This window comes from Wenzhouxiangella sp. 15190 (assembly GCF_003417465.1).
GTDB lineage: Bacteria > Pseudomonadota > Gammaproteobacteria > Xanthomonadales > Wenzhouxiangellaceae > Wenzhouxiangella.
Genome location: NZ_QVMV01000011.1, coordinates 1 through 11,290 on the forward strand (window position 1 = coordinate 1; position 11,290 = coordinate 11,290).

Genomic DNA, 11,290 nt, shown 5'->3' on the forward strand with positions numbered 1-11,290 from the left:
GCACTGGGGTGAGGTCACCTTCACGTTCGAGAACTGCCAGGAGGCTACCGCCGAAATCTCCGGTCTCGACGGCACCCAAACCCACGACCTCGTCAGGATCAGCGAAACCGCCGGCATGGCCGACTGCGGGCTGTAATTCCGAGCACTTCCAACACGGCGGCCGGCCTTGCCAGCGCCAAAGCTGGCAACGGTCCGGCCGCCATTTTCATGCCAGCTTCAAGAGGGCTACCCATGCATACCAGGCAGCTGTGGATTGCAGCCATCATTCTTCTGTTCTTGCCGTGTCTGTCAGCGGCCGATACCACCATCACCTACCAGGGCCAACTCCAGGACCCCAACGGGCCGGTCACCGGCACCTCCGGCATGGAGTTCCGGCTGTTCGACAGCCTGGCCGACGGCGCCCAGGTGGGCAATGAGGTCGTACTGTCCGCAGTACCGGTTACCGACGGCCTGTTTCAGGCCGAGCTGGACTTCGGCGCGGTTTTTGATGGCTCAGGTTTGTTTCTCGAGGTAAGCGTAGAGGGCCAGGCGCTCAGTCCCCGCCAGGCGATTAAGTCCGCACCCATGGCCCAGTTCGCCATGACCCCGGCAGGCCCCGAGGGGCCGGCAGGTCCCGAAGGTGCCTCGCCGTTTGAGCTGGTTGGGGATGATGCCGTATATACGCAGGGTAACGTTGGCATCGGTACCGACTCACCGGGCGCGGCGCTGGATGTGGTTGGCTCGGGCGAGTTTGGTGCGGTGCTCAACCAAGCCAGTGGCAGCAACAGTTTTGTCACCGGTGGTTCAGAAACCCTTCCCAACACGGCTGATGGTACCCGCAGTTTTGTCGGCGGCGGCCGGAGAAACATCGCGAGCAGCCGCTTCAGTTTTGTCGGCGGCGGCAGCCGCAACAACGCCAGCGGTTCGTACAGTTTTGTCGGCGGAGGATTTCGCAATACCGCCAGTGGACAGAGCAGTTTTGTCGGCGGCGGCAACGACAACAACGCAAATGGCGAGGCGAGTTATGTCGCTGGCGGCAGCAATAACTCCGTTAACGGCGATTTCAACTTTGCGGCTGGCCGAAATACTGACATCACTGGCAATGGCAACTTTATTTGGTCTGATAGCCTCGATGTTACGACAACCATCTTTGGAAGCCCAATAGAATTGGACAACAGTTTTTTCGTTCGCAGCACGGGTGGTGTGGTCTTCGTAACTGCCGTTGATGAAGATATTGGCCACCCGCTTTCAGGGGCCGTCCTGGAACCTGGCGGTTCATCCTGGCAGGCCGTAAGTGACCGCAACGCAAAGATGGCGATCAAACAAGTCGATCCTGCCAAGGTGCTCGAAAGCCTGATGGAAATGCCAATTAGCGAATACAGCTACAAGAGCCAGAAGGAGAGTATTCGCCACGTAGGACCGATGGCCCAGGATTTTCACCCATTGTTCGGCTTGGGTGAGGACGAGTTGCGAGTCAGTGCCATGAACTTGTCAGGTATTGCTCTGGCCGCAATCCAGGGGCTTAACAGCAAGCTCGACAGCTTGGTGAATCACGTATTGGATTTGGAAGCAAGCAATGCCGAGCTTGCCGGGCGGTTGGCTGTGCTGGAAGACGAAAACGCCGAGCTGCGCCAACTGGCCGAGCGCAACGCGGAGTTGGCCGATCGCCTTGCCATTCTCGAAGCGCTGTTGCTCGACAATCGCCAGGTTGCGGAGCAAGCACGATGAAAGCTGCCATCTCGACAAGCCAGCTCCTGGCAGCCTTACTGCTGCTCGCCCTGACGGGCGCAGCTTCTGGCGAGACCTGCGAGGACGCCTACTGCATCGACTGGTGGAGCATCGACAGCGGCGGGGAAATGTTTTCCCAATCGGGTGACGGCCACTGGCAGCTCTCCGGCACCGTCGGGCAGTGGGACGCCACGCCGGCCCGTGAACTCTCCGGCGGCGAATGGCGCCTGACCGGCGGCCTCTGGGGGCTGACTCTTGAAGAACTGGCCGATCGCTTGTTCGACGACCGGTTCGAGCCGGCGCCATGAGCTTCCTAAGCCGCACCGAAACTATTCGAGCAATATCCGCCACTCGAAGATTGCAGCTCATCCCGACCATCTACCGCCAAACCGGGCCGGTCCAAATGCCGGAATGGCGCCATTTCCACAGACGAAGGACAATAAAATGAATATACGACAGACCATCCTCATCCTGTGCGCTGCTGTCATGCTCGCAGCCGCATCGAACACCGTAACCGCCCAGGACCCGGCTGCCCCAACCAGCCCTTACGGACAGCAGGAGGGCCCCGGGGGCGATCGACTGCAGCGTGAAAAGCAATCGTCGGCCAGCTTCGATGCCAACACGTCGATCAGGGAGTTTCCGACGGACGTCTTCTTTCCGACCGACGTATTCAACGAGCGCAGTATCCAGGGTCTCGAGCGCGCCGGGATCCGAACGGTCGGCGAGCTGGTCAAGGCCGATCCGCGCCAGGTCGGCAAGCGCCTGAAGATGGATCCGCAGGCGGTGCGGGATACACAGAAGAAAATCTACGAAAGCCTGCGCTGAGGCAAACACATCGCGAAGCTCCCCGGACTGCGGGAAGCTTCCCGGCCTTGAGGCCGGCGAGTGAGTTTGATTCGTCTTCGCCTGTCGAAGCGCAGCAGTTCTTCGCGCCGCGACTTCTCCGGGATGCCACCGCCACAGTGAACGCACACGGTTTCCGTCACAGGCATCAGCTGATGGCAGGTCGGGCATTCCAGTCGCGTTTCGAGCCGAATGGGTGGTGACAGGTGCTTCTGGAGGGCTCAGCCCTCCTTGTACTTCGACAACTCGAACCGGGCGACGAGAGCACGGTGCACTTCATCCGGCCCGTCGGCGATGCGCAGCGAACGCGCACCGGTCCAGGCGGCAGCAAGCGGGAAATCGTCGCTCAGGCCCGCGCCACCGTGAAGCTGCATGGCCATATCGATGACCTGCTGCGCCATCGACGGCACGGCCACCTTGATCTGGCTGACTTCGCTCATCGAACGCGCGATCCCCCGGTGGTCCAGGCTCCACGCGGCCTTGAGCACCAGCAGGCGGGCCTGCTCGATGGCAATCCGGGCATCGGCGATGCGCTCGGCATTGCCGCCCAGCTTGGCCAGTGGCCGGCCGAAGGCCTCACGCGACACGGCCCGCTTGCAGGCCAGTTCCAGGGCATGCTCGGAAAGCCCGATCAGGCGCATGCAGTGATGAATGCGGCCCGGCCCGAGCCGGCCCTGAGCGATCTCGAAACCCTTGCCCGGTCCGGCGATGATGGCCGACTTTGGCAGACGTACGTCGGTGAAACTGGCCTCGCCATGACCCAGCGGTGCATCATGGAATCCCATGGCATTGAGCATGCGCTCGATCTTGACCCCCGGCGTATCCAGCGGCACAAGAACCATTGAGTGGCGATAGTGACGATCGGCATCGGGATCGGTCAGTCCCATGAAAATCGCGACCCGGCAGTTGGGATGACCCAGCCCGGTCGACCACCACTTGCGCCCGTTGAGTACGACCTCGTCCCCTTCGACGACAGCCGTAGCCTCCATATTGGTGGCATCCGAGGAGGCCACATCCGGCTCGGTCATGCAGAAGGCCGAACGGATTTCGCCGGCCAGCAGCGGCTTCAACCATTCTTCCTGCTGCTCATCGGAGCCGTAGTGGTAGAGCACCTCCATGTTGCCAGTATCGGGGGCATTGCAGTTGAAGACCTCGGGCGCGATCAGCGAGCGACCCATGCGCTCGGCCAGCGGCGCGTAGTCAAGATTCGACAGGCCCTGTCCCAACTCCTCGTCGGGCAGAAACAGGTTCCATAGTTCCTGCGCGCGTGCCTTGCGCTTGAGTTCTTCGATGATCGGCAACTCCTGCCACGGATCATCCAGCCGCGCCACCTGCCGTTGCCAGTCCATTTCGACCGGCTCGACTTCCTCGCGCATGAACCGGCGCAGACGGCGGGCAATGTCCCTGCCCTTGTCGGTCGGCGTGAAATCCATCGAAATACCCCGTAGCAGCAGAACCAGCCCACAATCCTACCCGATTGCCCTTGAAAAGCGGCGTCACCGGTTCGTTATTCCGCTACGACGAACCGGCGATTCCGGCGTTCGATACGCGAGCATCGAAGTAGCTGATTCGCCTACGCCGACGCGCGCCCTGCCCGCTTGCGCTCGTGTTCCTTGAGGTGACGCTTGCGCAGGCGGATGTGTTCGGGCGTGACCTCGACGAGTTCGTCGTCGTTGATGAACTCCATCGCCTGCTCGAGCGTCATGCGCACATGTGGGGTCAGCTGCACCGCGTCGTCCTTGCCGGCGGCACGGACATTGGTCAGTTTCTTGCCCTTCATCGGATTGACGACCAGGTCGTTTTCGCGTGCATGCAGGCCGATGATCTGGCCTTCGTAGACATCTTCCCCGGGCCCGACGAACAGCTTGCCGCGATCCTGCAGGTTGAACAGCGCGAAGGCCACGGTCGTGCCCTTTTCCATACTGATCATCGTACCGTTGGCGCGCTCGGCCACGCGCTCGGTGGCCGGGCCCCAGTGGTCGAATACGCGGAAGAACAGGCCTGTGCCCGAGGTCATGGTGCGGTAGGCGCTCTGGAAGCCGATCAGACCGCGCGCCGGTGCCATGTAGTCGAGACGAACGCGACCCCGGCCGTCGGGCTGCATGTTCTCCAGTTGCCCCTTGCGCTCACCCATGGCCTGCATGACCGCGCCCTGGTAAGCCTCCTCCATGTCGAGCACGACCTGCTCCCAGGGTTCCCGGATCTCGCCGTTTTCGCCCTCGCGCTTGCGCACCCGCGGGCGCGAGACCGCCAGTTCGTAGCCTTCGCGGCGCATGGTCTCGATCAGAACGGCCAGGTGCAGTTCGCCGCGGCCGGCGACGTCGAACTGTTCGGGATCACTGGTATCGGCGACCTGGAGCGCCACGTTGTGGGTCGCTTCCTGGTGGAGACGCGCCCGCAGCTGGCGGCTGGTCAGGTACTTGCCCTCGCGACCGGCGAACGGTGAACTATTGACCTGGAAGGTCATGTGGATGGTCGGCTCGTCGACGGTCAGCGCGGGCATGGCCTCGACATTGGCCGGGTCGCAGAGCGTGTCGGAAATACTGATGTCGTCGACGCCGGAGACGGCGATGATGTCGCCGGCAGATGCTTCGTCGACCTCCTCGCGCTTGAGGCCCTTGAAACCCAGAACCTGGAGCACCCGCCCCGAACGCTTCTTGCCTTCACGGTCGATGACGGTCACTGCCTGGTTGGGGCGAACCCGGCCGCGCTTGATCCGCCCGACCCCGATCAGCCCGACATAAGACGAATACGACAGGCTCGAAATCTGCATCTGGAATGGTCCTTCCGGATCCACGGCCGGTGCCGGAACATGTTCGATCAGTGTTTCGTACAGGGGCGTGAGATCGCCCTCGGTGACGTCGGAATCCAGCGAGGCGTAACCGTTGAGCGCCGAAGCGTAGACGATCGGGAAATCGAGCTGCTCGTCGGTGGCGCCGAGCTTGTCGAACAGATCGAAGGTCTGGTTGATCACCCAGTCGGGCCGCGCGCCGGGGCGGTCGACCTTGTTGACCACCACGATCGGCCGGAATCCCATGTCGAACGCCTTCTGGGTCACGAATCGCGTCTGCGGCATCGGCCCGTCGACGGCGTCGACCAGCAACAGTACGGAATCGACCATGGACAGCACCCGCTCGACCTCACCGCCGAAGTCGGCGTGACCCGGCGTGTCGACGATGTTGATGCGCCAGCCCCGCCAGTCGATGGCGGTATTCTTCGACAGGATGGTGATACCGCGCTCACGCTCCTGGTCTTCGGAGTCCATGACACGGTCTTCGAGGCGCTCGTGGGCCGCGAACTGGCCGGACTGGCGAAGGAGCTGGTCGACCAGCGTGGTCTTGCCGTGGTCGACGTGGGCGATGATGGCGATGTTGCGCAGCTTCATTAAAAGGCCGTAGGTGTAGAAAACTTAGCCGACCATTATACCTTGAAAACGCTTGACCCCGCCTAGCGGCATCACTCCCGTCAGTTCGTCGCTGCCACTGACTCCAGGCGCGCGGCCAATTCCTGCGTGCTCAACAGATCGGGATGCTCGGCCGGCAGCACATCGGCCCGGATAGCCAGCGCCCGGCTGATTTGTCTTCGGGCATGCTCCTCCCGCTCCAGTTTAAGATTTACCTCACCCATGCGATGCAAAACGCTCGCTACCTTGGCGTGATTTTCGCCATAGATTTCGCTATAGATGTCCAGCGACTGTCGGTAATGATCGAGGGCGCTTTTATGTTGCCCAAGATCCGCGCGGATGGTGCCCAGGTTATTGAGGTTGGCTGCCACGGCGCTCGATCGCGGCCCGCGATGCGTCTCGTTGATCGCCTGGACCTGCTTTAACAGATTCTCGGCACGTTGGAGATCGCCTGCTTCCCTGGCAACGGCGGCCAGGGCCTGGAGCGCGCCGGCCACCTCGGGGTGGTCCGAACCATAGACTTCCCGCCTGATGTCCAGGCTTTCATTCCAGGCCCGTCCCGCGCCCGCGTGGTCACCCGCCTTGTACTGTGCATAGCCCAGCTCGAACCAGGCGGTGGCAACGGCCGGGTGCCGGTCGTCGTAGATCCGGCGCGTGGCCACGAGCAGCCGACTCAATATGTCGGCTGCGCCTTCATGATCGCCCAGGTGGTTCTTCACCGCGGCCAGGCGTGTGTCGGTCTTGATCGAGACCGGATGATCCGGTCCAAGCTGAGACGCGAACTGTTGGCTGGCACGCTGCAGCTGGGAGAGTGAGCGGTCGAAATCACCGATCCGATAATTGGTCATGGCCAGATCACTCAGGATATGGCTGACAGGCTGGCTTTGCTCGCCGTCCATCTCACGCCGGATGGACAGGGCCTGACGGAGTGCATTACGAGCCTCGGCGAAGTTGCCGGAGTTGCGTCGCGCATTGCCCAGCCGGTGATAGGTGTTGGCCAGCTCGTCTTCCGGAACCGGCGACTGCGCGCGAACGATGGCCAGAGCCTGCGTATGTGCCGCCACGGCCTCTTCGGGACGATCCATGTGATGCAGTGTCTGACCCAGGTTGTTATAGCCCTGGGCGACGCGCAAGTCGCGCTCGCCATGGGCCTGGTGAAGCAGTTCGACGGTCCGCTCGGCCAGATCAAGCGAACGGTCGTACTCGCCCAGTGCACGGTAAACCCGGGCCAGAACGCCGGCCATTTGCGCCTGGATGGCCGGCCGGGCATCGAGCGCGTCGAGTTCCCGCCCGCCACGCGCAAGCAATTCGCGCACGGGAAGCTCCGGCCCCGCTTCATAGACGGGGTCGGCCGACTCGAATAGTCCGACCAGAAAGTCACTGATCATCGTGGCCTTCGAGGCTTCCAGCTGCGCACGGTCGCGTTCGGCCTGGAGCCGATCGATATGCAGGACAACCGCGCTGACCGCAATGACCAGTCCCAGCGCCGAGGCCGCCAGGCCCCAGGGATGCCGTATGGCGTACTTGACCAGCCGATACCGTACCCCGTCCGGGCGCGCCTTGACCGGACGTCCTTCCAGAAAGTTATCGAGGTCGTTGCCGAAGACCCGGACGCTCGCGTAGCGGCGTTCCGGTTCCTTTCTCAGTGCCATCAGCACGATCTGGTCGAGATCACCGCGCAGCCGGCGCCTGAGCGCCTGGCGCGTACTGCCGAACTCCCGGGCCAACTGTCCCTTATCGAGCCATCGCTCGCTCGGAGCGGTCGGCTGGGCATGCGTGACCGCCTCGATCCATTCGGCCGGGGACTCGCCGGTAGTTTCGTAGGGTGATTCCGCACACAGCAATCGATACAGCACCAGCCCGAGCTGATAGACCTCGGAGCGCACGTCAATGGCCTTGCCGTTGAGCTGCTCGGGGCTGGCGTATTCGGGGGTCAGCCAGCGCCGGCTAAGTTGCGTGGCTTCCTGCACGCCCGAGGCCAGATCGGCCTGTATGCCTCCCAGCCCGAAATCGACCAGGCGCACGCGCCCGTAATCGTCGACCAGGATGTTCGCCGGTTTGATATCGCGATGCAGCACCATCTGCCCATGGGCGTAATCGAGCGCCTCGCAGACCTGCCTGATCAGCGATACGCGAGCCCGGATTCCCAGCCGGTAACGACTGCAGTAGTCGTCAATGGGCTGCCCTTCGATATGTTCCATGGCGAACCAGGGCCGCCCGTCGGCGGTCAAGCCGCCGTCGATAAGTCGGGCAATGCCCGGATGCTCGAGTCGCGAGAGGAGATCCCGTTCGCGCTCGAACCGCCCCACGGCCGCCTCGTCCGGACGGGCACCGCCCAGCACCTTGAGCGCGACAGTCTGCTCGAACCCGCCGCTGACCCGACGGGCCCGATAGACCACGCCCATGCCGCCCGAGCCGATGGCCTGCTCGATCCGGAAGGGGCCAATGACTTCTCCCGGCCCCGCCTGGCCGCTCTCGGCCAGCGCAGCGGCCAGCCGGGCGCCGAACTCCGGCTCTCCCGCCGGCGACCGCGTCAGGGCTTCCAGGGGCTGTCCGGCATGCGCGAGAAGCCGACGCGCCTGTTCGTCGGACGCTTCCTCATCCTCGTCGATACTGTCCGGCTCACCGGCCAGCTTCCGCTCGAGCCAGCGGTCCAGTTCGCGCAGCCGTTCTATTGAGGTCATTGCATTGCCGCCAATACGGCACAAATGGCTGAAAAGTCCCGTTATTGATACTATTCAATTCAAGGGAAGCCCTCAAGTTCGCTGGTTAAGGGGAACGCTGCCGCATGAGCAATACCGGTGTTATTACAACCCGCCTGGAAGAATGGAGCGAGGGCAACAAGGAGGCCCTGGATGCCTTGATGCCCCTCGTCTACGAGGACCTGCGAAGCATCGCCCGCCAGCAGCTAAGCCGCCTGCGGCCAAATCAGACCCTCAATACCACCGCCCTGGTCAACGAAAGCTACGCCAAACTGCAGGCCGGCAATTCACTCGATCTCGAGGACCGCAATCATTTCTTCGCGGTTGCCGCCTGCGCCATGCGCCAGATCATTGTCGACGAAGCTCGCAGCCTCATGGCCGACAAGCGCACTGGTATCAAGGTCGATCTCGACCAGATTCCGCAGTCGATCGAGGAGCACACGGAGCAGATTCTGTTCGTCGATCAGTTGCTGGGGCGCCTCGAACAGATCAATGCCGACTTGGTTCGCCTGATCGAATGCCGCTTCTACGCAGGCTATACCCATGAGGAAACAGCCAAAATCCTCGGCATTTCCCTGCGCACCGCACAACGCCGCTGGCAGCAGGCCAATGCCTGGCTCCACGAGCTGGCTTCCATCTAAGCCTGTCAGTTCCAAACCAGGCTGTGGCGACGCGGGTGAATTTGCATCCTGGCGGACTTTTCCGGTTGTTCTCGTAGAAGGAAGTGAACCCATCAATAGCCGGGGAGTCCGATGCGCCACCTCTTAGTACTGGTGCTGCTAGCTCTGTTCGCAGTTCATGCCGTCGCCAATTCAACCATCACATACCAGGGCCAGCTTCAGGACAACGGCCAGCCCTTCGACGGTCAGGCCGATCTGACCTTCGAGCTGTTCGACGATTTCGATCCCGATGATTCAAATGTCGGGAATTCCGTGGCGGGTCCAATTTCAGTCAACGATGTAGACATCAGCGACGGCTTGTTCCAGGTCGAACTGGATTTCGGGGCGGTCTACCAGCAGCCGGTCTGGATCGAGATCACTGTAGGCACCGACACCCTGCACCCCCGGCAACGTCTCACCTCCGCCCCGGTAGCCGTTCAAGCACTCAATGTCTCAAATACTGCCGGCGCCTGGATGCTCGGCGGCAATACCGGCACTAGTAGTGGCTTTGATTTTATTGGGACCACTGACGACGAACCCTTGCACATCCGCGTCGCTGATTCGCGAGTTCTGCGAATCGAGCCCGCAGAGTGGGAGAATGAAACCGGCCAAGTATATTTTACCCCCAATTGGATCGCAGGAAGTGTAAGGAACGAAGTAACCCTCTCCTCTGGAGCCACAATTGCCGGTGGGGGGCGGTTTGGCAGCTACAATCTAGCAAGTGGCGCAAATTTTGGAACCGTTGGTGGAGGTCAGGCAAACGCCGTCATGGACTCTCATGCAACGGTCGCGGGAGGGAATAGTAATGTCGCTGGCGGCAAAAGCAGTTCCGTGCCGGGTGGTCATGACAACTATGCCGGTGGCGACTTCAGCTTTGCAGCCGGACACCATGCCAAGATCGATGAAGCACACAACGGCACGTTTCTATGGGCCGACTCTACTGATGCGGATTTCAGCAGCACCGGGCCGGACCAGTTCCTGATCCGGGCCGGCGGCGGAGTCGGAATCGGAACCGATTCTCCCAGAAATCAACTTGATGTAGTACGCAACAAGTCCGGATCTTCGGCCAACGCCAACCACGTCATGGTGGTCGACAATACGGCAACCAGCCAGGGAAATGTGCTGGGTTTGAGAACCAATGCCACCACGCCCGGCGCCACCGAAAACTTCATAACTTTCAAGGCAGCCAGTTCCAATGTCGGCGCCATCGAGGGAGACGGCTCGGGCGGTATCACGCTGAGCAGCGGCAGCGCCGATTTCGCCGAGTATTTGCGCGTAGCCGATGGCGCTGCAGATATACAGCCTGCGGACGTAGTCGGCGTCGTCGGCGACACAGTCTCATTGCAAACCGCACAGGCTGACCGGGCCATGGTGGTCTCGACCCGCCCGATCATGACCGGCAACGACCCGGGCCTGGAAGCCGGCGACCGGGATGGTCATGTGCCGGTTGCATTCCTCGGCCAGGTTCCTGTTCGGGTTAGCGGGCCAGTCAATGCCGGTGATTACCTGGTTCCCTCGGGGCTGGACGATGGTACGGGTATCGGCATTCCGCCCGATGAACTGACTGCGAATCAGCTGCCACAGGTGGTTGGCCGGGCACTGGAAGACGCAAGAACGGAATCCCATGCGCTTGTGAAAACCCTGGTCGGCCTGCCTCAGGCTGCAATCACGGCGTCCGTGATCGAGCGGCGTGACCTTCGACTGGACCAGCTTGAATCCCGGGTAACGGAACAGGGACAACAACTCGTCCGGCTACACGAAGTCAATGCAAAGCTGCATCACGAACTGGATCGACTGGCCTCACGCAATGCCGAACTCCGGGAAACTGTCCGGTCCCTGGTCGGAACCCATGAGCAATCTCCCAAACTGAAACAACGCATCGCCAAGCTCGAGGCCATTTTGCTGGAGCAGTCCGAACTGGCCAAACACTAACTCGAAGCAGGACGGCCAGTATGGGCTTAAGCCGCGCTAAGATA

At 61.8% G+C, this 11,290-nt stretch carries 8 protein-coding genes; 5 read left to right on the plus strand and 3 right to left on the minus strand.

Going from position 1 to position 11,290, the window contains the following annotated elements:
* Positions 1-231 precede the first annotated feature (231 nt).
* The 3 genes from DZK26_RS02900 (at position 232) to DZK26_RS02910 (ending at position 2,532) form a co-directional block, all read left to right on the plus strand.
* Positions 232-1,707, plus strand: coding sequence for a tail fiber domain-containing protein (locus DZK26_RS02900; protein WP_181918380.1), 1,476 nt, complete (start codon positions 232-234; stop codon positions 1,705-1,707).
* The gene (locus DZK26_RS02905; RefSeq protein ID WP_116898170.1) at positions 1,704-2,015 is read left to right on the plus strand and encodes a hypothetical protein; all 312 of its coding nucleotides are present in this window, start codon (positions 1,704-1,706) and stop codon (positions 2,013-2,015) included. The genes DZK26_RS02900 and DZK26_RS02905 overlap by 4 nt, the downstream gene beginning before the upstream one ends.
* A 136-nt stretch (positions 2,016-2,151) precedes the next feature.
* Positions 2,152-2,532 (plus strand): hypothetical protein, encoded by a 381-nt coding sequence (locus DZK26_RS02910; RefSeq protein ID WP_116898169.1) that lies wholly within the window; start codon positions 2,152-2,154, stop codon positions 2,530-2,532.
* Positions 2,533-2,771: 239 nt separating this feature from the next.
* On the opposite strand, the gene DZK26_RS02915 is transcribed toward DZK26_RS02910, so the two are convergent.
* The 3 genes from DZK26_RS02915 to DZK26_RS02925 form a co-directional block, all read right to left on the minus strand.
* Complete coding sequence (locus DZK26_RS02915) at positions 2,772-3,983, minus strand: acyl-CoA dehydrogenase family protein (RefSeq protein ID WP_116898168.1); 1,212 nt, start codon at positions 3,981-3,983, stop codon at positions 2,772-2,774.
* Positions 3,984-4,123: 140 nt separating this feature from the next.
* Positions 4,124-5,935 carry a translational GTPase TypA gene (gene typA, locus DZK26_RS02920; RefSeq protein WP_116898167.1) on the minus strand — a complete coding sequence of 604 codons (1,812 nt, stop codon included), beginning with the start codon at positions 5,933-5,935 and terminating at the stop codon, positions 4,124-4,126.
* 80 nt (positions 5,936-6,015) lie between these two features.
* Positions 6,016-8,637: a serine/threonine-protein kinase gene (locus DZK26_RS02925; RefSeq protein ID WP_116898166.1), complete on the minus strand. Its 2,622-nt coding sequence runs from the start codon at positions 8,635-8,637 to the stop codon at positions 6,016-6,018.
* A 104-nt stretch (positions 8,638-8,741) separates the two neighbouring features.
* Here DZK26_RS02925 and DZK26_RS02930 point away from each other — a divergent pair, with 104 nt between their 5' ends.
* Both DZK26_RS02930 and DZK26_RS02935 read left to right on the plus strand, forming a co-directional pair.
* A complete protein-coding gene (locus DZK26_RS02930) occupies positions 8,742-9,296 on the plus strand; it encodes an ECF-type sigma factor (protein ID WP_116898165.1) in 555 nt (184 codons plus the stop codon).
* Between the two features lie 111 nt (positions 9,297-9,407).
* Positions 9,408-11,246: a hypothetical protein gene (locus DZK26_RS02935; RefSeq protein ID WP_117238626.1), complete on the plus strand. Its 1,839-nt coding sequence runs from the start codon at positions 9,408-9,410 to the stop codon at positions 11,244-11,246.
* Positions 11,247-11,290 lie beyond the last annotated feature (44 nt).

What these genes read in the sequence shown, in the direction of transcription:
- typA (WP_116898167.1), bottom strand. Translation starts at nt 5,935, where the DNA reads ATGAAGCTGCGCAACATCGCCATCATCGCCCACGTCGACCACGGCAAG.
- DZK26_RS02935 (WP_117238626.1), top strand. Translation starts at nt 9,408, where the DNA reads ATGCGCCACCTCTTAGTACTGGTGCTGCTAGCTCTGTTCGCAGTTCAT.
- DZK26_RS02915 (WP_116898168.1), bottom strand. Translation starts at nt 3,983, where the DNA reads ATGGATTTCACGCCGACCGACAAGGGCAGGGACATTGCCCGCCGTCTG.
- DZK26_RS02925 (WP_116898166.1), bottom strand. Translation starts at nt 8,637, where the DNA reads ATGACCTCAATAGAACGGCTGCGCGAACTGGACCGCTGGCTCGAGCGG.
- DZK26_RS02905 (WP_116898170.1), top strand. Translation starts at nt 1,704, where the DNA reads ATGAAAGCTGCCATCTCGACAAGCCAGCTCCTGGCAGCCTTACTGCTG.
- DZK26_RS02900 (WP_181918380.1), top strand. Translation starts at nt 232, where the DNA reads ATGCATACCAGGCAGCTGTGGATTGCAGCCATCATTCTTCTGTTCTTG.
- DZK26_RS02930 (WP_116898165.1), top strand. Translation starts at nt 8,742, where the DNA reads ATGAGCAATACCGGTGTTATTACAACCCGCCTGGAAGAATGGAGCGAG.
- DZK26_RS02910 (WP_116898169.1), top strand. Translation starts at nt 2,152, where the DNA reads ATGAATATACGACAGACCATCCTCATCCTGTGCGCTGCTGTCATGCTC.